General features: G+C 63.6%; 24 protein-coding genes. 18 read left to right on the top strand and 6 right to left on the bottom strand.

What is annotated here, in order from left to right; all coding sequences use genetic code 11:
- Positions 1-9: 9 nt before the first annotated feature.
- Positions 10-1,443 (top strand): aldehyde dehydrogenase family protein, encoded by a 1,434-nt coding sequence (locus IB265_RS13155; RefSeq protein ID WP_057248998.1) that lies wholly within the window; start codon positions 10-12, stop codon positions 1,441-1,443.
- Positions 1,444-1,655: 212 nt separating this feature from the next.
- On the top strand, positions 1,656-2,501 hold the full coding sequence (locus IB265_RS13150; RefSeq protein WP_192494824.1) for a DMT family transporter: 846 nt from the start codon (positions 1,656-1,658) through the stop codon (positions 2,499-2,501).
- A gap of 24 nt (positions 2,502-2,525) precedes the next feature.
- Here IB265_RS13150 and IB265_RS13145 read toward each other — a convergent pair whose 3' ends face one another.
- Both IB265_RS13145 and IB265_RS13140 read right to left on the bottom strand, forming a co-directional pair.
- A complete protein-coding gene (locus IB265_RS13145) occupies positions 2,526-3,704 on the bottom strand; it encodes an aminotransferase (RefSeq protein ID WP_057249000.1) in 1,179 nt (392 codons plus the stop codon).
- 80 nt (positions 3,705-3,784) lie between these two features.
- Positions 3,785-4,831, bottom strand: coding sequence for a LysR substrate-binding domain-containing protein (locus IB265_RS13140; protein ID WP_057249123.1), 1,047 nt, complete (start codon positions 4,829-4,831; stop codon positions 3,785-3,787).
- Positions 4,832-5,054: 223 nt separating this feature from the next.
- Between IB265_RS13140 and speB the strand changes: the two genes are divergently transcribed.
- From speB to IB265_RS13085, 11 genes are all read left to right on the top strand, one after another.
- The gene (gene speB / locus IB265_RS13135) at positions 5,055-6,116 is read left to right on the top strand and encodes an agmatinase (protein ID WP_057249001.1); all 1,062 of its coding nucleotides are present in this window, start codon (positions 5,055-5,057) and stop codon (positions 6,114-6,116) included.
- 86 nt (positions 6,117-6,202) lie between these two features.
- Entirely contained in the window at positions 6,203-6,997 is a 795-nt protein-coding gene (locus IB265_RS13130; RefSeq protein ID WP_057249002.1) for a transporter substrate-binding domain-containing protein, read from the top strand.
- Positions 6,998-7,058: 61 nt separating this feature from the next.
- Entirely contained in the window at positions 7,059-7,727 is a 669-nt protein-coding gene (locus IB265_RS13125) for an amino acid ABC transporter permease (RefSeq protein WP_057249003.1), read from the top strand.
- Entirely contained in the window at positions 7,724-8,371 is a 648-nt protein-coding gene (locus tag IB265_RS13120; protein WP_057249004.1) for an amino acid ABC transporter permease, read from the top strand. Before IB265_RS13125 ends, IB265_RS13120 begins: the two co-directional genes overlap by 4 nt.
- A 111-nt stretch (positions 8,372-8,482) precedes the next feature.
- A complete protein-coding gene (locus IB265_RS13115; RefSeq protein WP_057249005.1) occupies positions 8,483-9,562 on the top strand; it encodes a PotD/PotF family extracellular solute-binding protein in 1,080 nt (359 codons plus the stop codon).
- A 121-nt stretch (positions 9,563-9,683) separates the two neighbouring features.
- Entirely contained in the window at positions 9,684-10,721 is a 1,038-nt protein-coding gene (locus IB265_RS13110) for an ABC transporter ATP-binding protein (RefSeq protein ID WP_057249006.1), read from the top strand.
- Positions 10,718-11,572 carry an ABC transporter permease gene (locus IB265_RS13105; RefSeq protein WP_057249007.1) on the top strand — a complete coding sequence of 285 codons (855 nt, stop codon included), beginning with the start codon at positions 10,718-10,720 and terminating at the stop codon, positions 11,570-11,572. Before IB265_RS13110 ends, IB265_RS13105 begins: the two co-directional genes overlap by 4 nt.
- The gene (locus IB265_RS13100; RefSeq protein ID WP_057249008.1) at positions 11,569-12,369 is read left to right on the top strand and encodes an ABC transporter permease; all 801 of its coding nucleotides are present in this window, start codon (positions 11,569-11,571) and stop codon (positions 12,367-12,369) included. The genes IB265_RS13105 and IB265_RS13100 overlap by 4 nt, the downstream gene beginning before the upstream one ends.
- Positions 12,366-13,145, top strand: coding sequence for a carbon-nitrogen hydrolase family protein (locus tag IB265_RS13095; RefSeq protein ID WP_057249009.1), 780 nt, complete (start codon positions 12,366-12,368; stop codon positions 13,143-13,145). The genes IB265_RS13100 and IB265_RS13095 overlap by 4 nt, the downstream gene beginning before the upstream one ends.
- 180 nt (positions 13,146-13,325) lie before the next feature.
- Positions 13,326-14,279 (top strand): ring-cleaving dioxygenase, encoded by a 954-nt coding sequence (locus IB265_RS13090; RefSeq protein WP_057249010.1) that lies wholly within the window; start codon positions 13,326-13,328, stop codon positions 14,277-14,279.
- Between the two features lie 222 nt (positions 14,280-14,501).
- Entirely contained in the window at positions 14,502-15,065 is a 564-nt protein-coding gene (locus IB265_RS13085) for an NADPH-dependent FMN reductase (RefSeq protein WP_057249011.1), read from the top strand.
- Between the two features lie 144 nt (positions 15,066-15,209).
- Here the strand turns inward: IB265_RS13085 and IB265_RS13080 are convergent, their stop codons facing one another.
- Both IB265_RS13080 and IB265_RS13075 read right to left on the bottom strand, forming a co-directional pair.
- Positions 15,210-16,766, bottom strand: coding sequence for a VOC family protein (locus IB265_RS13080; protein WP_057249012.1), 1,557 nt, complete (start codon positions 16,764-16,766; stop codon positions 15,210-15,212).
- Positions 16,767-16,858: 92 nt separating this feature from the next.
- Entirely contained in the window at positions 16,859-17,716 is an 858-nt protein-coding gene (locus IB265_RS13075) for an SDR family NAD(P)-dependent oxidoreductase (RefSeq protein WP_057249013.1), read from the bottom strand.
- Positions 17,717-17,904: 188 nt separating this feature from the next.
- On the opposite strand from IB265_RS13075, the gene IB265_RS13070 reads away from it, so the two are divergent.
- Positions 17,905-18,660 carry a Crp/Fnr family transcriptional regulator gene (locus IB265_RS13070; RefSeq protein WP_057249124.1) on the top strand — a complete coding sequence of 252 codons (756 nt, stop codon included), beginning with the start codon at positions 17,905-17,907 and terminating at the stop codon, positions 18,658-18,660.
- 78 nt (positions 18,661-18,738) lie between these two features.
- Here the strand turns inward: IB265_RS13070 and IB265_RS13065 are convergent, their stop codons facing one another.
- Positions 18,739-19,251, bottom strand: coding sequence for a Dps family protein (locus IB265_RS13065; RefSeq protein WP_057249014.1), 513 nt, complete (start codon positions 19,249-19,251; stop codon positions 18,739-18,741).
- Positions 19,252-19,474: 223 nt separating this feature from the next.
- Here IB265_RS13065 and IB265_RS13060 point away from each other — a divergent pair, with 223 nt between their 5' ends.
- Complete coding sequence (locus IB265_RS13060; protein WP_057249015.1) at positions 19,475-19,849, top strand: response regulator; 375 nt, start codon at positions 19,475-19,477, stop codon at positions 19,847-19,849.
- A gap of 19 nt (positions 19,850-19,868) precedes the next feature.
- Here the strand turns inward: IB265_RS13060 and cysQ are convergent, their stop codons facing one another.
- Positions 19,869-20,645, bottom strand: a complete 777-nt coding sequence (cysQ, locus tag IB265_RS13055; protein ID WP_057249016.1) for a 3'(2'),5'-bisphosphate nucleotidase CysQ — start codon at positions 20,643-20,645, stop codon at positions 19,869-19,871.
- Positions 20,646-20,876: 231 nt separating this feature from the next.
- Here cysQ and IB265_RS13050 point away from each other — a divergent pair, with 231 nt between their 5' ends.
- The 3 genes from IB265_RS13050 (at position 20,877) to IB265_RS13040 (ending at position 25,432) form a co-directional block, all read left to right on the top strand.
- A complete protein-coding gene (locus IB265_RS13050; protein ID WP_057249017.1) occupies positions 20,877-22,127 on the top strand; it encodes a sarcosine oxidase subunit beta family protein in 1,251 nt (416 codons plus the stop codon).
- Positions 22,128-22,199: 72 nt separating this feature from the next.
- A complete protein-coding gene (locus IB265_RS13045; protein WP_057249018.1) occupies positions 22,200-22,478 on the top strand; it encodes a sarcosine oxidase subunit delta in 279 nt (92 codons plus the stop codon).
- Entirely contained in the window at positions 22,475-25,432 is a 2,958-nt protein-coding gene (locus IB265_RS13040; protein ID WP_057249019.1) for a sarcosine oxidase subunit alpha family protein, read from the top strand. Before IB265_RS13045 ends, IB265_RS13040 begins: the two co-directional genes overlap by 4 nt.
- The last annotated feature ends 2 nt before the right edge of the window (positions 25,433-25,434 follow it).

The following is a 25,434-nucleotide window of genomic DNA, read 5'->3' as shown; positions in this document are numbered from 1 at the left end:
GAGGAGCGAATGCTCGACAAACGCAAGTTCTACATCAATGGCGCCTGGGTGGATCCCATCGTCGCCAACGACCTCGAGGTCCTGAACCCGGCGACGGAAAAGCCTGTTGCGGTGATCTCGATGGGCACGGCCGAAGACATTGACCGGGCCGTGGCCGCCGCCAAGAAGGCCTTTGTCACCTATAGCCAGACAAGCGTCGAAGAACGGCTGGCGCTGCTCGAAAAACTGCTCGCCGTCTACACGCGCCGTTATGACGAGATGGTCGACACCATCACCATGGAACTCGGCGCGCCGAAGACCATGACCCGCGAGCAGCAGGCCGATGTCGGCGTCGGCCACCTGCAAGGCTTCATCGATGCGCTGAAGCGCCTGAAGACCCGCGACCGGCTGCCGAACGGCGACGTGATCCTGCGCGAGCCGATCGGCGTCTGCGGCCTGATCACGCCGTGGAACTGGCCGATCAACCAGATCGCGCTGAAGGTGGTGCCGGCGCTTGCGACCGGTTCGACCTGCGTCTTGAAGCCGAGCGAATTCACGCCACTCAACGCCATGCTCTATGCCGAGATGATCGATGAGGCGGGCTTCCCCGCCGGCGTCTTCAACCTCGTCAACGGCGACGGTATCAATGCGGGTGCTGCCCTTTCCAAGCACCGCGACATCGACATGATGTCGTTCACCGGCTCGACGCGCGCGGGCATCGCCGTCAGCAAGGATGCGGCCGAGACCGTCAAACGCGTGACGCTGGAACTTGGCGGCAAGTCGCCGAACATCGTCTTTGCCGATGCCGATCTCGAAGATCGCGTGACCGGCAGTGTGCTCGAATGCTTCAACAATTCCGGCCAATCCTGCGACGCGCCGACCCGCATGCTGGTCGAGCGCAGCGTCTACGACCAGGTGGTCGAGATCGCCAAGCGCGTCGGCCGCGAGGCAAATGTGGGCGATCCGACCAAGGAAGGCAGCCATATCGGCCCGCTCGTCAGCCACGTCCAGTTTGGCCGGGTGCAGGCGCTGATCGAGGCGGGCATTGCCGAGGGCGCGCGTCTGCTCGTCGGCGGTGCCGGCAAGCCGGAGGGCTTCGAGACCGGCTACTTCGTCAAGCCGACGATCTTTGCCGACGTCAACAATGACATGCGCATCGCCCGTGAGGAGGTCTTCGGGCCGGTGCTTGCGATCATCCCCTTCGACACCGAGGAGGAAGCGATCGCCGTTGCCAACGACACCAATTACGGTCTCGCCGCCTATGTGCAGACGGGCGACCCGAAGCGGGCGGAGCGCGTCGCTGCACGCCTGCGGGCCGGGATGGTGCATATCAATGGCGGACCGCACCGCTACGGCAGCCCATTCGGCGGCTACAAGCAGTCGGGCAATGGTCGTGAGGGCGGCATGTTCGGTCTTGAGGACTTCCTCGAAGTGAAGACCGTGCACGTTCCGGACGCTGCCTGAGCGGCGGTGGAGCGCCACGCATTGAAAATCGGCCGTCGCATCCAGCGGCGGCCGTTTTTTCTTTCGGGCTTTGTGGTAGCAGGGGTTGTCGCCGGCCGCGCCCATCTGATAGCTGCGAAGCGCTCAGGGCCTCTTGCCTCTGGCTACCAAGCCCCTTCCGGATATCTCCCGTGACCCACGCATCGCATTCCACAGCCCACAATCGCGTTGCCATGGCGGCACTCCTCATCGGCGGCGCTGCAATCGGCGGTTCGCCGATCTTCGTGCGGCTGTCGGAGGTGGGGCCGATGGCGACCGCTTTCTGGCGGGTGGCGCTGGCGCTGATCCCGCTGCTCGCGTGGTCGTGGTTTCGCGGGGAGAGTGCCAATGACCGGCGCCCGCAAAAGCTCTCGGAATATGCGCTGCTCATTCTGCCCGGCGTGTTTCTCGCGATCGATCTTGCGGCCTGGCACTATGCGCTGACCAAGACGTCGGTCGCCAATGCCACGCTGCTTGCCAACCTCGCGCCGGTCTTCGTGACGCTCGCAAGCTGGCTTCTGTTTCGGGCGCGTATTAGCACCGTCTCCGTCATTGGCCTCGTGACGGCCGTTGCCGGGGTGGTGACCCTCAAGGGTGGCCCGATGGCGCTGGGCGAGGGCAACCTCGTCGGCGACGGCGTCGCCGTCGTCGCGGCGATGTTCTATGCCGGCTATATCCTGGCGATCGGCCGGCTGCGCAGCCTCTTTGGCACCGTGCGCATCATGATCTGGAGCACCGCTTCGGCGGCGATCTGCATGCTGCCGATGGCGGTTGTCTTCGAACAGTCGCTGTTCCCGGTGACGGCCTTCGGCTGGGCGATGCTCTTCGGACTCGCCTTCGTCAGCCATGCCGGCGGGCAGGTGGCGATCACCTATGCGCTCGCGTATCTGCCGCCTGCTTTTTCGTCGCTAACCCTGCTCTTGCAGCCGGTGGTGGCGGCGATCCTCGCCTGGATACTGCTTGCCGAGCCGGTCGGCCTGATGCAGGCGATCGGCGGGGCGATCGTATTGATCGGCATCCTCATTGCGCGGCGCGGATAACGCCGCGCGCTTTCTGCTGACTTCTTAGAGGCCCGGCGGTGTGAAATTTGCCAGCCGCTCTTCGAGCTTGCGGATCGTCTCGGCGTCCGCATTGGCAAAGGCGAAGCGCAGGTAGTTCTCTTGGCCTTCGCCGAAATAATCGCCCGGTAGGCAGACGACGCCGGCGAGCTTTGCGAGCTTCTCGGCAATGAACTGTGAGTCGATATCGGGGAAGGGGTGGCGGACGTAGGCGAAATAGGCGCCGACCGCCTGCAGCTTCCATTTCGGCAACCGGCTCATGACATCGCGCAGCGCATCGGCGCGCGCGGCAATCTCGGCGCGGTTGGCCTGGCGCCAGTCGGCAAGCGCGGGGATGGCCTTGGCGACGGCGGCCTGGGCCGAGCGCGGCGCGCAGATCTGCAGGTTGTCCATGATCTTCGTCACCTGCTCGATGACAGCAGGGCCGGCGGTGATGGCACCGAGGCGATGGCCGGGTATGCAGAAGGACTTGGAGAAGCTGTAGAGGCCGATGAAGCTCTCCTGCCAGCCTTCGCTCGAAAGCAGGCCGTGCGGCGCGACGGACGCGTCGGGCAGGAAGTCGCGATAGGTCTCGTCGAGGATCAGCCAGACACCCTTGGCGCGGCAGGCCTCGTGGATGCGGGCGAGCAGCTCCGGCGGATAGACGGCGCCGGTCGGGTTGTTGGGCGAGACCAGCGCAAGTGCCCGGATGCCGGGGCGAAGCACTGCAGAAATCGCGTCGACCTCGGGCAGGAAGCCGGCACCGGCGTCGCAGGGTACGAGCTCGACATTGATGCCGAGCATCGAAAGCGTGGTTTCCTGGTTGAAGTAGTAGGGGTTGGTCATCAGGATCGTATCGCCCGCGCCGGCAATCGCCATCGCCGTGCAGATGAAGGCCTGGTTGCAGCCCGAGGTGATGTGAATGTTGTCGGCCGTCACCGCCGCGCCATAGAGCCCGGCGACATGAGCCGCATAGGCTTCGCGCAGCACTGCTTCGCCCTCGATCGCGCCATAGCCGGTATAGGCGGTGGAGGCGGCGGTCTCGCCGAGCCATGCCAGCATATCCGGATGCGCAGGATAGCCGGGCACGGCCTGCGACAGGTCGATCAGCGGGCCACGGGAGCCGTCGTAGGACTTCGCCCAGGCCAGCACCGAGGGCACGGGCGGCGGCGAGAGCTTTTCGACGAGCGGGTTGAAATGCGGCATGGCGGGTGTTCCTGCGTTAGATCACGATGGTTTGAAGCAGGATGCGGGCGGAAAACCGCGTACATTTTCCTCATCCTGCCTCAGGCCTTGGCTTTACGTTTCTGCGGGCGATCGGCGCGGCGGGCGCGGCTCGGCGCCGAGACCGGCTGAAAGCTGTCCTTGCCCGATTTACGATCTGTTGGCTCCAATTTCGAGGCCCGGCTGCGAATAATCGTGCGGGCCGAAGTCTGCAGTTCCGGCATAGGGTCGCTTTCGAGCGTCGAAAACATCCAGTCGATGAAGATGCGCACGATCGGGGCGGCCAGCACCTCGTTGCGGCAGGCGACGAAGAAGGCGTCGTTGGCAGGCACGGTCAGGTCGAAGGGGGCGATCAGTTCGCCGCGCGCGATCAGGCTGCCGGCGGTGATAGTGTCGCCGAGTGCCACGCCCTGATTGTGCAGCGCGGCTTCGGTCGAGAGCCGCGCATCGCTCATGAAATGCTGCCGCCCGCGCTGCAGGTCACTGGCATCGGCTGCGGCGAGCCAGGTGTTCCACTCGCGGCCGTCGTCGCCATGCAGCATCACGTGGTCGCGCAGATCCCGCACGGAGCGCAGCGGCCGCATGTTGAGCAGTGTCGGGCTCACGACCGGAAAAAGCTCCAGCCGACTCCAAAGCTTCGCCCACGCGCCCGACCAGTTGCCGTCGCCATAGATCAGGCAGACGTCGACATCGGGCGAATGCAGATAGGCCTCGTCATTGGAAGCGATCAGCGTCAGGCGCACGTCCGGATACTGTTCGGTGAAGAGATGCAGCCGCGGGATCAGCCAGAAGGAGAGAAGTGCGGGAACGCAGGTAATGCGCAGTTCGCCGCTCGTCGTCGGACGCGTCATCGCCGCCGTCGCCGCGGCGATCTCGGCAAAGGCATGGGTGACGGCCGGCAGGAGCAGCGCGCCCTGCGGCGTCAGCTTCAGCCGCTTGCCGCCCCGTTCAAAGAGGGCCGCCTTGACCGAGAGTTCAAGCGCGCGGATCTGGTGGCTGATCGCACCGTGAGTGACGTTCAGCTCACGCGCGGCAGCCGATACGGAGCCCCGTCGCGCCGTCGCTTCGAAGGCTCGCAAAGGGTTCAAGGGCGGCAGGCGGCTGGACAAATCGAGCGGTTCCGGCAATTGCTGTTATGTGAATTTTTCTCACACGAAACGCTATAACAATGTCAATTGATTTTCTAGGGGAATTGCCGCCTAATAATCGTCAACAAAGGCGAAAAAGCCTGGGGAACATGATCGCGCCGGATGAGCCGGCCCCATCCGCAGACAAAATTCTGTGGCGCCTCGCGCGCATGCCTCGGGCTATGGATGACGGAGGATTGAACCGATGGCCTGGGACGACAACAAGCTTGCCGAACTGAAGGCGAAATACGGCGAAAGCCATGGCGGCGAGCTGTTCGACCCCACCTTCCGCAAGGTTGCCGACAAGATCTTCAACAAGAGCGGCACGCGCCTTGCTCCCTATTCCGGCATCCCGACCTTCCTGACCGCGCCGCACATGCCGGTCGATGCGGAAAACCCGGATTTCGGCAACCTTCAGGTGGCGATCGTCGGCATTCCCATGGACCTCGGCGTCACCAACCGCCCGGGCTCCCGCTTTGGACCGCGGGCGCTACGTTCGATCGAGCGCATCGGTCCCTATAACCATGTGCTCGGCTGCACGCCGGTGCAGGAACTGCGTGTCGCCGATATCGGTGACGTACCGTTCCAGAGCCGCTACCGGCTGGAGCTCAGCCATGAGGATATCGAAAAGCGCATCAACCAGATCGTTGATGCCGGCGTTCTTCCGCTCTCGGTCGGCGGCGACCATTCGATCACCCATCCGATCCTGAAGGCGGTCGGCAAGAAGCGTCCGGTCGGCATGATCCACATCGACGCCCATTGCGACACCGGCGGCGCCTACGATCTTACCAAGTTCCACCATGGCGGTCCGTTCCGCAACGCCGTGCTCGACGGCGTGCTCGATCCGACCCGCGTCGTGCAGATCGGTATCCGCGGCTCGGCCGAATATCTCTGGGAGTTCTCCTACGAGTCCGGCATGACCGTCGTCCACGCCGAAGAAGTGACCGGCCTCGGCATTCCCGCGATCATCGAGAAGGCGAAGAAGATCGTCGGCGACGGCCCGACCTATCTCTCCTTCGACATCGACAGCCTCGATCCGAGCTTTGCGCCGGGCACCGGCACACCGGAAGTGGGCGGTCTCACGACCCGCGAGGTACTGGAACTGATCCGCGGCCTCAAGGGCATCAACCTCGTCGGCGGCGACGTCGTCGAAGTGGCGCCGCAATACGATTCGACGACCAACACGGCCCATGCCGGCGCGCAGGTGCTCTTCGAGATTTTGAGCCTGATGGTCTATAGCCCGGCCATTACCGGCAAGTCCGCCTGACACAAACGTTTGTCGGCTGCCGGACCGGAAACGGCGGCCGACCACCAGACTGCACAATCACAAAGCTTCCGGGTAGGGGAATAACCATGACGATCCATGCAAAACTGAAGACAGCATTCGCTGCCGCCCTGATGCTCGGTGCGGCCGCCGGCATCGCCAAGGCCGATGCGCTTGCCGATATCAAGTCCGCCGGCCAGATCAATGTCGGCATCTTCTCCGACTTCCCGCCCTTCTCCTCGGCCAGCGCCGACATGAGCATCAAGGGCTATGACGTCGATGTCGCCCAGCAGATCGCCGACGACCTCGGCGTCAAGCTCAACCTCGTCAGCGTCACCGGCCAGAACCGCATTCCCTATCTCAACGACAAGCGCGTTGACATCCTGATGAGCGTCGGCTTCTCCAAGGAACGCGCCGAGGTGATCGACTTCGCCGCCGCCTACGCACCTTACTACATCGCCGTCATCGGTCCGGCCGAGCTCAAGGTCGCCGGTAAGGAAGACCTTGCCGAGAAGACCATTGCCGTCAACCGCGGCACGCTCGAGGACACCTCGCTCACCGAGGCGGCTCCCGCCAACGCCGACATTCAGCGCTTCGACAACTACAATGCCGTGATCCAGGCCTTCATCTCCGGCCAGGCCCAGCTGATGGTCGTCGGCAACGACGTCGGCGCCCAGGTGCTGGCGCGCCAGGAGGCGCTGAAGCCGGAGCAGAAGTTCCAGCTTCTGACTTCGCCGTCGCATATCGGCCTCAACAAGAACGAAGACGGCCTGAAGAAGGCGGTCAACGACGTGGTCGCCAAGATGCTTGCCGATGGCAAGCTGAACGCGAGTTCCGAGTCCTGGCTGAAGACGCCGCTCAACCCCGACAACCTCAAGGACTAATTAGAGCCTGATGGCCGCGAGGAGCCCTGCTTCTCGCGGACCTGTTCGAAAGGTTGCGACGATGGGCTACGGCCTCAGCTTCGGTTGGCTCAAGGACGCCGCGGGCGCAATCGCCCATGGCGCGGCTATGACCGTGTTTCTGATCGCCTGCACGACGGTGCTCGGCATCCTGATCAGCATTCTCTTCGCGGCCGCCCGCCGCAGCCGCTATGCCGTGCTACGCAAGGCCGTGGCCGTCTATGTCGAAGTCGTCAGGAACACGCCGTTTCTGGTGCAGTTGTTCTTCATCTATTTCGGCCTGCCGAGCCTCGGTATCCGCCTCGACCCGATCGTCGCGGCGATCGTGGCGATGACGCTCAACATGGCCGCCTATACGACCGAGATCGTCGGGGCCGGGCTCGATGCGGTGCCGAAGGGGCAGAGCGAGGCGGCATTTGCGCTCGGGCTGAAACCGCGACAGGTCTTCATCAAGATCATCCTGCCGCAGGCGCTGAAGGTGATCTTCCCGGCGCTCACCAGCCAGGTCATCATCATGATGCTGGAATCGGCGGTCGTCTCGCAGATCGCGGTGCGGGAACTGGCGCACGAAGCGGATCTCCTGCAGGCGCGTACCTTCCGCTCGTTCGAGACCTATTTCGTCGTCACGCTGATTTACCTCGCCCTCTCGATGGCCGTCCGGCGGCTCTTCGTTGCCGGCGGCCGGCGTGTGCTGGGAGCCGGCGTGTCATGATCGAATTCACCTTCTGGGACATCCTGCGCAACCTGATCTTCGCCACCCGCTGGACCGCTCTTCTGTCGGCCGTCGCCTTCGCCGGCGGTGCCGCTGTGGGACTGGCGATCCTCGCGGCCCGCATCTCCGAACGTCCGTGGCTGCGCCGCTTCGGTTCCGGCTACATCGCGCTCTTCCAGGGCACGCCGCTCCTGATGCAGCTCTTTCTGATGTTCTTCGGTCTGCCGATGCTGGGCTTCCGCATCGAACCCTGGACGGCAGCCGCACTCGGGCTGACCTTCTATGCCAGCGCCTATCTCGCCGAGATCTGGCGTGGCGGCGTGGAAGCGCTGCCGCGCGGGCAATGGGATGCCGGCGCCAGTCTCGGGCTGCATCGCCTGCAGGAGCTACGCCTCGTCATCCTGCCGCAGGCCTTTGCCATCACCCGGCCGGCGGCGGTCGGCTTCCTCGTGCAGCTCATCAAGAGCACGGCGCTCACCTCGATCATCGGCTTCGAGGAGCTTCTCAGAACCGCCAATGCGATCAATAATGCAACCTTCGAACCTTTCACGGTCTATGGGCTGGTTGCGGTGATCTTCTTCGTGCTGTGTTATCCGCTGACGCAATATGCGCGCATGCTCGAGCGGAGGGCGCCGGCGCACTAGGCCACGGATTTTGGGGCGCCTCCTGATCGCGCCCCGGACTGAAAACATGTAAGGAATCAAATACAACAGGGAACGAGGCGGGCAACGCCGAAACAAAAAAGGAGAACGAGAATGATCACCACTCCCATCAAGCGCCGCACGCTGCTTGGCGCCGGTTTTGCCGGCGCTTCCATGCTGGCGATGCCGTCGATCCTGCGGGCGCAGGACAAGTCGCTGAAGGTCGGCGTCTATGGCGGCTACTTCAAGGATTCGTTCGACAAGAACATCTTCCCAGAATTCACCAAGGCGACCGGCATTGCGGTCGAATCGATCGCCGAGCCGACCGGTGAAGCCTGGCTGGTCCAGCTCGAACAGGCCGCCCGCGCCGGCCAGGCGCCGGCCGACGTCTCGATGATGTCGCAGGTGGCAATGCTGAAAGGCCAGTCGACCGATCTCTGGACGCCGATCGATACGGCGAAGATCAAGAACGCGTCGGACCTGCTCGATCGCTTCGTCAATAAATACCCGGATGGCCGCATTGCCGGCATCGGCGCCGTCTCGTGGTACATCACGCTGGTGACCAACACCGACGTCTACAAGGAAGCGCCGACTTCCTGGTCCGCCTTCTGGGATCCGGCGAATGCCGACAAGCTCGGCCTTCTAGCACTCGTTTCCAACTCGTTCCTGCTCGAAGTGACGGCCAAGACCTTCATGGGCGGCACCAACGCGCTCGACACGGAAGAGGGCCTGCTTAAGGCGTTCGAGAAGCTCGCAGAAGTGAAGCCGAACGTCCGCCTGTGGTACCGCGACGAGGCGCAGTTCGAGCAGTCGCTGAAGTCGGGCGAAATCCCGATGGGCCAGTACTATCACGACGTGACCGGCCTTGCCGCCGCCGACGGCCATCCTGTTCGTTCGACCTTCCCGAAGGAAGGCGGCATTCAGGATTCCGGTTGCTGGGCGCTGTCGCGTGCCTCGCAGAAGTCGGAAGAGGCCCATATCTTCATCGACTATATGTGCCAGCCCTCGATCCAGGCGACGCTGTCGCGTAAGGTCGGGACGTCGCCGACCGTCAAGCGCGAAGTCACGGATCTCACCGATAAGGAATTCGCAGCGGTTTCGTCCGACATCGAGCCGATCGTTCCGCGCTACGATCTCTACCAGACGAAGTCGGATTGGCTGAATCAGAAGTGGACCGAGCTGATCGTCGGCTGATCCTGCCTGCTCCCCGGTCATCGGGGAGAACCACCGACCTAACGACGGGGAGAGGCCTTGCGGCCGCTCCCCGCCCGAAACCCTCCCATGAGGTGGAGGGGACCATCCTCGCGGAGAAACAATGTCCGGACTTGCCCTTCAAAACGTCGTCAAGGAATTCGGAACCTTCAGGGCCGTCAACAATGTCGACCTGACGGTGCCGCACGGCACCTTCGTCTGCATGCTCGGACCTTCCGGCTGCGGCAAGACCACACTCCTCAGGATGATCGCCGGTCTCGACCTGCCGACCGGCGGGGCGATCCGGCTCGACGGCGAGGACATCACCCAGGTTCCGACGCACAAGCGCAATCTCGGCATGGTGTTCCAGTCGCTGGCGCTGTTCCCGCATCTGACCGTCGGCGAAAACATCGCCTATCCCTTGCGCATCCGCGGTGCGGCAAAGGAAGACCAGAAGAAGCGGGTCGACGAACTGCTGGCGATGATCCATCTGACGGGTTACGCCGACCGGCCGGTCGCCAAGCTCTCCGGCGGCCAGCGCCAGCGCGTGGCGATCGCCCGGGCGCTGTCGATCTCGCCGAAACTGTTCCTGCTCGACGAGCCGCTTTCGGCGCTCGACGCCAAACTGCGCGAGGCGATGCAGGTGGAACTTCGCCAGCTTCAGCAGAAGCTCGGCATCACCACCATCGTCGTCACCCACGACCAGCGCGAAGCAATGACCATGGCCGACACCGTCGTCGTCATGAGCGGTGGCGAAATCCGCCAGGCCGCGTCGCCGATCGAGATCTACCGCCGTCCGGCCGACAGCTTCGTCGCCGACTTCATCGGCCAGACGAACCTGCTCGATGTTGCGGGCGACAGCTCTGGCCGCGCCGTCGTTCTCGGCCAGGCGATCCCCGGCCTTGAATTGCCGGCCGGTGCCGCCAAGGGCACCCTGTCGGTGCGCCCGGAAGACGTGCACCTGACTGCCCCTAGCGCCGGCGCGCTCACTGGCAAGGTCACCTTCGTGCGTGATCTCGGCGGCACGATCGAAACCTTCGTCGATGTTGCCGGACACCAGATCGTCGCCGTCTCCACCCCGCGTGAGCGACCGGAGGTCACCGTCGGCCAGGAGGTCGGCATCGCGCTCACCCCCGATGTCTGCGTGGTGCTGAAGAAATGAGACGCGAACCGCCCCAGACCCTTGGTGACTACCTGCCGCTTCTCTTTCCTGCGGCGATGCTCACGATCTTCTTCGTCGTGCCCTTCGGCACGATGATCGCCGTCAGCTTCTTCCAGCGCCAGCAGGGCGGCTTCTATACGCCGGCGTTCGTCTTCGACAATTACGCCCGCTTCCTCTCGGTCTTCTTCGGCGGCGTGCTCGGCTTCTCGCTGATGCTCGCCATCATCGTGGCGATCTGCTGCGTCGTGCTCGCCTTGCCCTTCACCTACATGCTGACGCGCATGGCGCGGAAGGTGCAGGTCGTCTGGCTGGTGGCGCTTCTCTCGATCCTGTCGCTGTCGGAAGTCATCATCGGCTTTGCCTGGTCGACGCTGTTTTCGCGCACCGCCGGCATCACCAATATCCTGGTCGCGCTCGGCATCATGGCCGAGGCCAAGGCATTGACGCCGAGCTTCGGCGCGGTGCTGACCGGCATGGTCTACCAGGCCTTCCCCTATACGGTGCTGGTGCTTTTCCCGGCGCTCGTGCGCCTCGATCCGACCCTGACGGAAGCGGCGCGCACGCTCGGCGCCTCGCCGCTGAAAGCCTTCTTCACGGTGGTCGTGCCGGCTCTTCGCAACACCATCACAGCCACCTTGATCATGGTCTTCATCTTCGCGCTGGGCTCCTATCTGTTGCCGCAGCTTCTCGGCCGGCCGCAGCACTGGACGTTGTCGGTGCTGATCACCGACCAGGCGATCTACCAGTCGAACATGCCGTTCGCCGCCGCCATGGCCGTTTTCCTCGTGCTGGTGACGCTCGGGCTCGTGGCACTCACCGTGATTGCCGGACGCAAGGGAGAAGCGGCATGACCTCGATCTTCCGCAAGGCCTATTTCTTCCTGATTGGCCTGTTCCTGTCGTTGCCGCTGATCGTCGTTGCCGGCGTCTCGGTCAATCAGAAGCAGACGCTCGCCTTTCCACCCCAGGGCTTTTCGCTCTCCTGGTACGGCGAGATCTTCCTCAATCCGGAATGGCGGAACGCCCTTTTTGCCTCGGTGACGCTGGCGGTGCTTTCGGCAGCGCTTGCGGTTGCGATCGCGCTCCCGCTCTCCTGGTTTCTGTGGCGGCGTATCGCGCCCTGGGCGAACATCTTCCAGCTTCTCGGCGTCGCCCCCTTCACGCTGCCGCCGGTCATTACCGCGCTCGGCATGCTCACCTTCTGGGCAACGGTCGGCTTTTATGGCCAACCCTGGACGGCCGTGGTCAGCCACGCGATCTTCTTCGTGACGCTGCCGCTGGTGACCCTTTCTCTCGGCTTTACCTCGATCGACCGTTCGCTGGTCGAGGCAGCCTCGACCATGGGGGCCGACGAGCGCACGATCTTCCGCACCGTCGTGCTGCCGCTGATCCTGCCCTATATCGTCTCCGGCTATGCTTTCGCCTTCGTGCTGTCGCTCAACGAATACATCGTTGCCTACATGACGGTCGGCTTTACCGTGGAAACGCTGCCGATCAAGATCTTCAACGCGCTTCGCTACGGCTACACGCCGACCATGGCTTCGGTGACGGTTCTCTTCGTCACGACGGCTGCGGTGATCTTCGGTCTCGTCGCCCGCTTCGGCGACCTGCCGAAGCTGCTCGGTGCCATGTCGTCGGATGGAAAATGATGAAGCTCGCCGCTCTCCAGATGCAGTCGGCGGCGGGTGACGTCGTCGCCAATCTCGACCGCATCGCGCGCGCCGCCAAGGATGCTGCGGCCGAAGGCGCGACGCTGTTGCTGACGCCGGAGCTCGGCGTCACCGGTTATGGCGCCGGTGAGGCGCTGACGGCGCTCGCCGAGCCCGCAGACGGTGCGATCGTTCAGCGTCTCAAGGCGATATCGGCGGAGACCGGCATTGCGATCATCGCCGGCTTTGCCGAGCGCGACGGCAACGACGTCTACAACAGCGCCGTCTACGTCTGCGGCGAGGCAACACCGGTCATCTACCGCAAGTCCCATCTCTACGGCGATTACGAGCGCGCGATCTTCCGGGCGCCGGAACCGTCGACCCGGCTCTTCGTGCACCGTGGCGTCACCTGCGGCATGCTGATCTGCTACGACGTCGAGTTTCCGGAGAACGTCCGGCGACTGGCGCTGGCCGGTGCCGAAGCGGTTCTGGTGCCGACGGCGCTGCCGGCCGGCTGGTCCGGCGACTTCATCGCCGAGCACATGATCCAGACGCGCGCCTTCGAGAACCAGGTCTTCGTCGCCTACATCAATCATCACGGCTCGGACCCGCTGTTTTCCTTTGCCGGCCTGTCGCGCATTGCGGCACCCGACGGACAGGTGCTTGCCAAGGCGGGCCCGGGGCAGGAAACCATGCTGCTGGTCGAGATCGACCCGCGGGCCTATGCAATCTCCCGCCTTGAAAACACCTATCTCGGCGATCTCAATCGGCGTTGAGGGTGTGCGGGTTGCGCCCGATCTCGCTGGTGGCAACCATGAACTAGGTGCTTTTTCAGCGACGATGCGGGGGTGATTGTTCACCGTGAGGGAACGTTCCGTTCTTTATTGATCCACTGTCGGAAACGATCCGACATCCCATATGGTGCTCAACAGAAATGCCACGCTTTGGAGGCAATCATGAGCTTGCAACTGACTGGGATCCATCACCTGACGGCGATCACCGCGAACGCGCCGGAGAACCTGCGCTTCTATACCGAGACGCTTGGTCTGCGGCTGGTCAAGAAGACCGTCAATCAGGACGATACCACCGCCTATCACCTTTTCTACGCTGACGGCCGTGCCACGCCCGGAACCGACCTGACCTTCTTCGATTGGCCGGTCGGGCCCCAGGGCCGCGGCACGCACAGCATTTCGCGCACGGGCCTGAGGGTCGGCAGCGCCGAGAGCGTACGCTGGTGGAAGCGTCGTTTCGACGAGCTGAAGGTAGCGGTCGGCGAAGTCTCCGAAATCGACGGACGCCTGTCGCTTGATTTCGAGGACGGCGAAGGCCAGCGCTTCCGGCTGATCGACGACGGCGGACTTCAGCCCTCGCATCCTTGGGAAAAGAGCCCGGTTGCGGCCGAGCACCAGATCAAGGGCCTCGGCCCGATCACGATCAGCGTGCCCGACATCACCAACACAGAACTGGTCCTGACCCATGTGATGAACATGAGCGCGGCGCGCACCTATCCGTCGCCGGATGGTGAAGGCGAAGTCCATGTCTTCACGATGGGCGAAGGGGGACCAGCGGCGGAACTGCATGTCGCGGTCCAGCCGGGTCTGCCGATTGCCCGGCAGGGGGCCGGTGCGGTGCATCACGTCGCCTTCCGGGCGCCCGACAATGCGGCGCTGACGGAATGGACCGAACGTCTCAATGGCTTCCGCCTGCCGTCGAGCGGCGAGGTCGAACGCTTCTATTTCCGCTCGCTCTATTTCCGCGAGCCGAATGGCGTTCTCTTCGAGATCGCGACCGATGGTCCCGGCTTCGCCGTCGACGAGCCGATGGAAACGCTCGGCGAGAGCCTGTCGCTGCCGCCGTTCCTGGAGCCGAAGCGCGCCCAGATCGAGGCACGGCTGAAGCCGCTGGTCTAACAGTCTGGTCCGAACGACAAGCCGGGGATTCGTCCCCGGCTTTTTTGTCTCTATCCCTCTGGTGCTGTTGGACATCGGCCGCGCACGGACCCATCATGACGGCTGTTGCGTTCTGCATCGGAGCGGGGTGAGGAAAACATGTGCGGCTTTCCGCCCGCATCCCGCCATCCCTTTATCGAGGCGCGCCCGCAAGGACCTGTAGAGTAGGAAGGATCAGATCTCATGACGAAAATCCTCGGCATATCCGGGAGCCTGCGCAAAGCGTCGTTCAACACGGGCCTGATGCGGGCGGCCGCGGAAAATCTGCCGGATGACGTCAAATTCGACACCGCGACACTGCACGGTATTCCGCTCTATGATGGCGATATCGAAAAAGAGAGCGGTATTCCGCCGGCTGTGACGGTTCTGAAGCAGCAGGTGATGGCCGCCGATGGCGTCATCCTGTTCACGCCTGAATACAACAACTCCATTCCGGGCGTGTTCAAGAACGCGATCGACTGGTTGAGCCGGCCATCGGCCGATATCGCCAAGGTGTTTCGCAACCGACCTTTCGCGCTCGCCGGCGCCTCGCCCGGCAATTTCGGCACCATTCTGAGTCAGAACGCGTGGCTGCCCGTCATGCGCACGCTCGGTGCCGAGCTCTGGTCGGGCAAGCGGCTGATGTTGCCCAAAGCGGACACGCTTTTCGACGACGAGGGGACGCTGACGGATGCGGCTGCCCGCGACCGACTGGCAGCCTTCGTCAAGGCGTTCGCGGATTTTGCCAGGGCGGAAAAAGAAGCGTAGGCGGCTGACATCGTCCTAACGCGACGCTCTCGTCATCCTCGGGTTCGACCGAGGATCCACGATGCGGCACCGGCTTGGCAATGGATGCTCGGGTGAAGCCCGACCAGAGGGGGTGCCGGACAGTCGGAGGCGGGGCGGGGGGACTTACAGCCCCTTCTCCTCCAGCCATTGCTGGATTGCAGCAATATCAGGTGCGCCGATCTCGTGCCCCATGTCGAGTTCTGTCGTCGTCAGATCCGCGCCGGTGCGTGACAGCTCCGCCTTCAGGCGAGGCGCGAATTCTCCGTAGCTGTCGTGCTGGCCCGTCAGCAGCAGGATGTTCGTGCCCGAGAGATCAGGAGGCGGCACATCGTCGAGCACGAGCATCGAGCGCATCAGCACGACGTTGCGGATCAGTCCCGGATGCAGGAGCATCAGCGCGACCAGCAGGTTGGCGCCGTTGGAGTAGCCGATGAAGACGGTCTTCTCGAGATCGATGCGGTAGCCGTCTTCGGCTCCCTCGACGAAGGCAGCGAAGGCATCGGCCTCCGCGCGCACGTCCTTCTGGTCGAAGGTCGTCGGTGAATAGCGGCGGAACCAGCGCGGCAAACCTTCTTCGTTCGCCCGGCCACGAATGCCGACGAGTGTCGCTTCGCGGTCGACCTGATGGGCCAGATGCAGAAGCTGTGTCTCGTCGGCACCGCTGCCGTGAAGCAGCATGAAGGTGCGGTCGTTCAGTTTCTCCGGATGGTAGAAACGGTGCACGAAGGGCAGATCCCTTTGCGTCAGGCGCGGTTCTCCCGGCAGTGCGAACTGCGGCATGGCGAGCAGCAATTCTTCCCTGGCGGCGCCGAAATGCGTGGGGACAAAGAGTTCGGTGCCGAGCGTTTCCTCGGATTCGTCGACGGTGAAGCCGGGCACGTCGCTTGCCAGTTCGTAGAGCGAGCCGCCGGGCTCGCGCACGTAGAGCGAATAGAAGTATTTGCGGTCATGCGCGTTGATGGCGCCGGCGTCATCGCGTCGCAGGTCGACCCCCACTTGTTCCACGGCAGCCCGATCCGGCGCGCGGAAAGCAACGTGGTCGATCGTCCCGGTTCCAGGAGCAGACGTCCAGAAGCCAGTTGCGTCGCGCACGTCGATGACGTCGCCGGAGGCGGAGGTGAGGCGACGGATCGTGTCGTTGGAGGCCGTTTCACTGTAACCGAAATGCGTTTTCAGGAAGCGAACGGATTCTGCCGGCTTCTCGGTAAGGATCGTGGCGCCGCGCAGGCGTCGGATCGCATCTTCTTCCGGGATATCGCGCGTGCTCCAGGGAGCCGTGGCCGAAACCGCCTCGGTGCCGACGAGCTTGACGATGACGCCGTCCGGATCTTTGAGGCGCAGCACCGGTTCGCCGAACTCCTGCGACGGCCCTGAGGTGGCGATGTTGAATTGCAGCGCCCGGGTCAGCCAGAAACCGATGCTCTCCGGCCGGATGGCGAAGGCGATTTCGCTCGGCTGGCTGTGCCCCACCCGGCCGCGACCGCCGTCCTCCCACATCAGGAAGGTGACGAGCGATCCGGGCGAGCCCTCGGCGTCACCATAAAAGAGGTGCAGCTGGTTAGCGTCTTCGTAGCCGCCTGTCCGCTTGACGAGGCGCAAACCCAGGAAGCCCACATAGAAATCGACGTTCGCCTGGACCTTCCGGGCAATCAGGGTGATGTGGTGGATGCCGCTCGTCATTCTTGATTCCTCATTGGTCTCTGCTCACAAAACACGAAGCGCGGCGCCGGCACCAGAAGCGCTGCGGCGAACGCTGTGTTTACGTCCGAGGATCAGTCGCTGTCCTTTTCGAGGAACGCCTTGAACGCTTCCGCGTACTTCGGATGCCAGCGCGACAGCGGCGGCCGGTTCTCGACGATGTCGCCGGCAGCCCAGAGAATGCGTCGCTCGTCGGTGGCGCGGGGGACGTCGTTGTCGGGGCAGAGGATATAGAAATCGCCGCAGGCGAGGCTTTCCATCATGAAGTCGACGGTCTGCTCGGCCGTCCAGGCGCCGGCGGGCTTCTCGGTGCGGCCATGGGCCGTCAGCGACGTATAGACGAAGCCGGGGATCAGGAGATGAGCATGAACCTGGCTGCCGGCGGTGTTGCGCAACTCGTGTTCCAGCGCTTCGGTGAAGACCTTCACACCCGCCTTCGAGACATTGTAGGCCGGGTCGCCCGGCGGCGTGGTGATGCCCTGCTTCGAGCCGGTGTTGATGATGACCGCCGCCTTGCCATGGGCAACCATGCCCGGCGCGAAGGTGCGGGCACCATTGATGACACCCCAGAGATTGACGCCGATCGTCGCCTCCCAGGCTGCCAACGCACCGAGCATGGCGCTGCCGGGCTGGATACCGGCATTGTTCATCAGCACGTGCACCTCTCCGAACCGTCGACGCGTCTCGCGTTCGAGCGCTTCCAGATCTTCGAGCCGCGAGACATCAGTCGGGATCGCAACGACATGCTGTGCACCCGCCGGCGTGACGGCAGCGACCTCGGCGACTGCTTTGTCCAATCTCTCGCCTGCGAGATCGGCGAGCACGACGCGCAGGCCGAGCGAGGCGAAATGGCGCGATGCTGCCAATCCAATGCCGGAGGCGGCACCGGTGATGACGGCAACATTGTTGGGGGCGAAGGCGGGGTGCGACATGACGGAACTCCTGTGGCGGGATCGCGTGCAAGAGATAGGGCACCAAGGACGGCCTGTCCATTGGCGTCTCGGCAAGAGGCTCCTGAAAACCATGTGTTTTCAAGGCCGTCCCTTGTCCCGGGCAGCTCCGGCGCTACTTGCAGTTTTGCATTGAACGCGTGGCCGAAGGCATTTTCGCGGATGGAACGATGAACGGAACTGCAACTCGAAACGAAAAACGCACACCTTGCGAAAGCTGTCCATTGCGGAAGCTCGACCATTTTCGCGCCTTCACAAATGAAGAACTCGCCTTCGTGTCGCAATTCAAGACCGGTGAACTCGCAGTCGATGGCGGCGCAACCATCCTCGTTGAAGGCGCGCACAGCGCCCACCTCTTCACGGTGCTTTCCGGCTGGGGCTTTCGCTACAAGATGCTCGATGACGGACGCCGCCAGATCCTGAATTATGTGATGCCGGGTGATCTGATCGGCCTGCAGGGCAGCCTGATGGGGGAGATGCAGCATTCGATTGAAGCGCTGTCGCCGGTGACCCTTTGCGTTTTCGAGCGCGGCAAGCTGAACCGCCTGTTCGCCAACTATCCCGAACTCGCCTATGACCTCACCTGGATCGCGGCGCGCGAGGAGCGCATTCTGGATGAGAACCTCCTGAGCATCGGTCGCCGCTCGGCGCTGGAACGGGCCGCCTACCTGCTTGCCTTTCTCTACCAGCGTGCAAAGGCACTCGACCTTTTCAGCAGCAGTCGCGTCGCCATTCCGGTCACGCAGCAGCATGTGGCCGATACGCTGGGTCTTTCGATCGTCCATACCAACAAGACGTTGAAGAAGCTTGCCGAGCGCGACCTGATCCGCTGGGCGGACAAGGGCTGCAATGTCCGCGATATCGATGGATTGCTTGCGATTTCGGGCTGGGAAGGGTTGAATGAACCCAAGCGGCCCTTCATCTGAAATGCCGTTGAAGGGCGCCGTATCCTTTCCTTTCCGATGCGGCGAACGTCGCCGCATCGATGCCGGACCCCGATAGGATCAGGCTGCGACGATCGCGCGCAGCATCCAAAGCGCCTTTTCGTGGAAGTTGAGGCGATCGGTCAGCATGTCCGTGGTGACAAGGTCGTCGTTCTCGTCCGCCGTGGTGCCGGCGTCGCGCATGCGGCGCACGGCCGCCTCGTGATCGGCAATCAGGTCGGCCACCATGTCGGCCGCGCTCGCGTGGTTGACGGAGCCGCCGCTCGGGGCAAATGCCGCCGCCTCGGTGAGTTTGGCTGGGGCGAGGTGACCCAGTGCACGTATCCGCTCGGCAATCACGTCAGTCGCCTGAAAGAGCGTGTTGTAGTGCTCTTCCGTCAATTCGTGCAGCGGCTTGAACAATGGGCCGACCACATTCCAATGGTAGATGTGGCTCTTGATCACCAGCTTGTAGGTATCGGCAAGGATGTCGGACAGTGCCGCTGCCATCTCCTGACGGTAGGCCCTGGTCAGGCCGATGTCGAATTCTTCGTCCTTGACCTTCGGTTTAAGCACGGAGGCTGTCTGCTTCATTCTCCTGCTCCCGTTCTATCTTGAGAAAGCCGCGAAACAGCGATCGCTTGCGATCGTGATCCGCGTACCGGTGTTGAACGTCGGTACCGGTCGGTTGTTCCGCGCTTGGCCCCAATCGGCGCTACATGTCTTATTTAAATGCCGGGCCGCCTCGAGGCGCCTATAGCTTGCTCTTATCGGCGCGAATGCCCTGTCGGTACGCGCACAAGGTGGAGTAAGCTGGATGGACGAAGTTCCTCCGCATGTCCGGACCGTTCTTGTTCTCGAAGACAATTTCCTCATTGCATCGGATGCCGAAGAAATCCTGACGTCGCTCGGTATTGCCGAGGTGACGATCGCGGCGAACGCGGACCAGGCGATGGAGATCCTGTCTCGACAGAGCTTTGACTTTGCAATCCTCGACGTCCGTCTCGATAACCATACGAGCTTCGGCGTTGCCGATGCGATGCTTGCACGCGGCATGCCGTTTGGGTTCACCAGCGGCTACAGCGACATGGAGCTTTTCCCAGGGCATCTGCGGGACGTCCCGCGGATAGACAAGCCGTTCAACGAGAGGACGCTCGGCCAGCTGATCGCCGCCGGAATTCGGCAAGAGTGATGGGTTCCCGGCGGGGTCCTTACGGCTTGCCGCGCGAAACGAACCAGGGGTTGGCGAAGTCGCTGTCGTTCTTCTGGTTGCGCTTGCCGTAGGTGAGCGGCGCACCGTCCATCGTCAGCGTTTCGCCGCCAGCCGCCCGGAGGATGGCATCGCCCGCGGCCGTGTCCCATTCCATCGTGCGGCTGAAGCGCGGATAGACGTCAGCGAGCCCCTCTGCGAGAAGGCAGAACTTGAGGGACGATCCGACCGCTCTGTAGTCGGCTATGCCGTGCTCGGCGAGGTAGGCGATCGTCTCGGCGCTGTTGTGCGAACGGCTGGCTAGACCCACCATGCGATCGCCGCAACTGCGGCAGCCAATGATCGTTTCATGGTCGAGGTGAAAGGTCTGGTCGATGACCGCCTTCACTGCCTTGCCGTGGTTCGCCGCATAGAGGATGCCGAGCGCCGGTGCGTAAACGACGCCGGCCACGGGCGCGCCGTTCTCGATCAACGCGATATTGACGGTAAAGTCGTCGTGCCGGCCGATGAATTCCTTCGTGCCGTCGAGTGGATCGACAAGGAAGAAGGATTTGCCGGCGATGTCAGGCACGAAGCCTGCGGCGACAGCCTCTTCGGCGACCACAGGCACGTCCGGGAAGGCGCGGGCGAGGTCCGCCAGGATGATGCGCTCGGCGCAGGCATCGGCGTCGGTGACCGGCGAAAAGTCCGCCTTGTAGGTGACCGCCGGGCCTGCGTTGTAGATGTCGAGAATGGCCCGACCCGCTGATATCGCCGATTGTTGCAGTATCTCCAGCATTCGCCCTTACTTTCCGTCCATCACCAAGCCCATAGCATATCGGGAACAGGATGGTACCCGTGCTTTTGGCGGTAGGCGCATTCGATTGGAGACGAACATCGATCCACTCCGCTGCGCAGCGAAGTGCACGATGAGCCAGCGAACGGTTTTTTGCACCTGCGCCAGGCTTGCGTCTTGGCTTCCGCCTCACGGCTGTGCAAATGTGCCGACGCAACTCACCTGGATGCCTTCATGCGTTATTCCGCCTTCTCGCTCGTCAGGAACGCCCTTTCCGGAAACCTGAATTGGAAGCCGCAATGGCGCCAGCCCCAGCCCAAACCGCATTACGACGTGATCATCGTCGGCGGCGGCGGGCACGGTCTTTCGACCGCTTACTACCTCGCCAAGGAATTCGGCGTGAAGAACGTCGCGGTGCTGGAGAAGGGCTATCTCGGCTCGGGCAATGTCGGGCGCAACACGACGATCGTGCGCTCCAACTACATGCTGCCCGGCAACGAACCCTTCTACGAGTTTTCGATGAAGCTCTGGGAAGGGCTGGAGCAGGATCTCAACTACAATGTGATGCTGTCGCAACGCGGCGTCATCATGCTCTATCACAGCGACGCCCAGCGCGACGCCTATATCAGGCGCGGAAACGCGATGTGGATGGAAGGCGTGGCGGCCGAGCTCATCGAGCGTGAACAATTGAAGAAGATGATCCCCTTTCTCAATTACGACCACGCCCGTTATCCGATCCTTGGCGGCCTGTTGCAGCGGCGCGCCGGCACGGCGAGACACGATGCGGTCGCCTGGGGCTATGCCCGCGGTGCCGACCGGCATGGCGTCGACATCATCGAGCATTGCGAAGTGACCGGCATCCGCCGCGAAAACGGCGTCGTCACCGGGGTCGAAACGACCAAGGGCTTCATCGGCTGCGGCAAGCTGGCGCTGGCTGCGGCCGGCAATTCCTCGCGCGTCGGCGAGATGGCGGACCTCAAGCTGCCGCTCGAAAGCCATGTACTTCAGGCCTTCGTGACCGAGGGGCTGAAGCCCTGCATCGACCACGTGATCGTCTATGGCGGCGGCCACTTCTACATCTCGCAGTCGGACAAGGGCGGCCTCGTCTTCGGCGCCGAGATCGACGGCTACTCCTCCTATGCTCAGCGCGGCAATCTTGCGACCGCCGAGCATGTGATGGAGGAGGGGGTGACGATGATCCCCGGCCTGTCACGCGTTCGGGTGCTGCGCGCCTGGGGCGGGGTCATGGACATGAGCATGGACGGTTCGCCCATCATCGACCGCACCTCGATCGACAATCTCTACCTGAACTGTGGCTGGTGCTACGGCGGCTTCAAGGCGACGCCGGCCTCCGGTTATTGCTTCGCTCATCTGATCGCCAGGAACGATACCCATCCGGTGGCGCGCGCCCTCAGGCTCGATCGCTTCGCGCGCGGCTATGCCGTTGACGAGGCCGGCGCCGGCCCACAGCCCAACCTTCACTGACAGCACTTTGCCGGCCCGCCCGGCAGTACGGAATGAACGGGGGCCGAGGTCGGCTTCAGGATACGGAAGACAATGGCAAGCCTGATTACCTGCCCGCATTGCGGGGTTCGACCGAAGGAAGAATTCGCGGTCCGCGGCGATGCCTCGCGCGGCCGCCCCGAACCGATGGACTCTGACGAAACCTGGCACGACTATGTCTATGTGCGCGTGAACCCGCGCGGCCGGACCTTCGAGCACTGGCATCACGTTGCCGGCTGTCGCCGCTTCCTGGTGGTCGAGCGTGATACGGCCACCCACGAGGTCTATTCCGTCGTCGATGCCGCCGAGTTCGCGCGGAGGGTTGAGCGATGAGCGGCTATCGGCTCTCCTCCGGCGGTCTGATCGATCGCAGCAAAACGCTGAGCTTCACCTTCGACGGCAGTCCATTGCGCGGCTTTGCGGGCGATACGCTCGCCTCGGCGCTGCTTGCCAACGACCAGTTGCTCGTCGGCCGCAGCTTCAAGTACCATCGGCCGCGCGGCATCGTCAGCACCGGGCCCTCTGAGCCGAACGCGCTCGTCACCATCGGCTCCGGTGCCCGCACCGATGCGAACACCAAGGCGACTGTCGCCGAACTCTACGGCGGGCTGACGGCGCGAAGCCAGAACCGTTGGCCGTCGCTCGCCTTCGATATCGGGGCAGTCAACGGCGTGCTGTCGCCCTTCCTCGGCGCCGGCTTCTACTACAAGACCTTCATGTGGCCGAAGCAGTTCTGGGAGCGGATCTACGAGCCCTTCATTCGCCGTGCTGCGGGCCTCGGCCGGGCGGTGCTCGAACGCGACCCCGAGGCTTATGAGAAATCCTGGGCTTTCTGCGATCTGCTCGTCGTCGGTGCCGGTCCGTCCGGGCTGATGGCGGCACTGACGGCCGGCCGCGCCGGCCTCCGGGTCATCGTTGCAGACGAGGATTTCCGGCTCGGCGGTTCTCTGCTTTCGACCAGCGAGACCATCGACGGTGCCCCGGCATCCGTCTTCGCCGACCGCACGGTCGCGGAACTGCAATCGCTGCCCAACGTCACACTGCTTTCGCGCACCACCGTCTTTGGCTGGTACGACGACAACGTCTTCGGCGCCGTCGAGCGCGTGCAGAAGCACGTCGCCGAGCCGTCGTCGAAGCTAGTAAGCGAGCGCGTCTGGCGCATCGTTGCCAAGCGCGCGCTGCTCGCAACCGGTGCCGAGGAACGGCCGCTGGTCTTCGGCGGCAATGATCGCCCCGGCGTGATGATGGCCGGTGCCATGACCACCTTTGCCGAACGCTACGGCGTGGCCGCAGGCAAGACGGTCGCGCTCTTCACCAGCGGCAGCGCCGGCTATCGCACGGCGCGGACGCTTTCTGCGAAAGGCGTGGCGATCGCAGCGATCGTCGATGCCCGAGCGGAATCCGGCGATCAGGCGCCCGATGGTGTCCGGGTCATCCGTTCGGCCTCCATCGTCGATACCAAGGGCAGGCAACGCCTCAAGGGCATCGTCGTCGAGCGCTCCGGCTTCGAGGAACTGATCGCCTGCGATGCACTCGGCATGTCCGGCGGCTGGAGCCCGGTCGTGCATCTTGCCTGCCAGCGAGGTGCCAAGCCGGTCTGGTCGGAGGCGTTGAAGGCATTCGCCGCCCCCGATGTCGGCGGTGGTCTGCGCCCCGTCGGTGCTGCCAACGGTATCTATACGCTCGCCGGCTGCCTTTCCGATGGTGCGGAGAAGGCCGCAACGATTGCGGCGGATCTCGGTTTCAACGCCGTTTCGGCCGCCGTTCCTGTCGTCGATGCTGAAGAAGCCTCTTCCTTCACTGCGCTCTGGTATGTCCCGGGTGCCAAGTCGAAGGCCTTCGTCGATTTCCAGAACGACGTGCATGCGAAGGATCTTGGCCTCGCGCTTCGCGAAGGCTTCGGCCATGTGGAGCATGCCAAGCGCTACACCACCAACGGCATGGCGACCGACCAGGGCAAGCTTTCCAACATCAACGCTGTCGGCATTCTCGCGGGCATGCGCGGTGTCAGCCCGGCGGAGGTCGGCACCACGACCTTCCGGCCTTTCTACACACCGGTCTCCCTTGGTGCGCTTGCCGGGACGGCACGCGACGAACACGCGGCGCCGGCACGGAAGTCACCGCTGCATGGCTGGGCGATGAAAAACGGTGCGACCTTCGTCGAGGCGGGGCTCTGGCATCGCTCGGCGTGGTTCCCGCGCGCCGGCGAGAAGACCTGGCGCGAAAGCGTCGATCGCGAAGTGCTGAACGTGCGAGCCAATGTCGGCCTCTGCGACGTCTCGACGCTCGGCAAGATCGAGGTTTTCGGCCCCGACGCCGCGGAGTTCCTCAACCGGCTCTACTGCAACCCGGTCTTGAAGCTGCCGGTCGGCAAGGCGCGCTATGGCCTGATGCTGCGCGAGGACGGGTTCGTCTTCGACGACGGCACGGTGAGCCGGTTCGACGAGGCGCATTTCTTCGTCACCACGACGACGGCGATGGCCGGCCCGGTCATGGCGCACATGGAATATTGCGCCCAGGCGCTCTGGCCGGAACTCGAAGTCCGTTTCACCTCGTCGACCGACCAATGGGCGCAGATGGCGATCGCCGGCCCGAAGGCACGCGCGGTGTTGCAGCAGATTGTCGACGGCGACATTTCCGACGGCGCATTTCCGTTCCTTTCCGCCCGGAAGATTGTTCTGAAAAGCGGCGTGGCCGCGCGGCTCTTCCGCATCTCCTTCTCCGGGGAACTCGCCTTCGAACTGGCCGTGCCGGCCGGCAACGGCGAAGCGGTGGCGGACCAGATCATGGAGGCCGGCCGGCCCCACGATATCTGCGCCTATGGCGTCGAGGCGCTCAATGTGCTGCGGCTCGAGAAGGGACTGCTGACGCATGCCGAATTCGACGGTCGCGTGACACCCGACGACGCCGGCCTTGGCCGCATGCTGTCGATGCAGAAAGTCGACTTCATCGGCAAGCGGCTGTCGACGCGCTACGGGCTGACGGCCGCCGATCGCATGCAGCTCGTCGGGCTGAAGGCCGTCGATGCCGACAAGGACATGCGCGCCGGCGCCCATCTCCTGAAGGAAGGTACGAAGCCCTCGACGCTGAACGATCAGGGTTGGGTAAGCTCGGCCGGCTTCTCGCCGGTCCTGGGGCATGCCATCGCACTTGCCTTCCTGAAGTCCGGGCGTGAGCGGTACGGCGAGAAGGTCATCGTTTTCGACAAGCTGCGCGATCAGGAGATCGTCGCCGAGGTCTGCGATCCGGTCTTCGTCGATCCGCAAAACGCAAAGCTGAAGGCCTGAGG

It is taken from the genome of Ensifer sp. ENS10 (assembly GCF_014852025.1).
GTDB lineage: Bacteria > Pseudomonadota > Alphaproteobacteria > Rhizobiales > Rhizobiaceae > Ensifer.
Note: the sequence above shows the minus strand (reverse complement) of the source record. Positions and strands in the feature narration are given on the sequence as shown.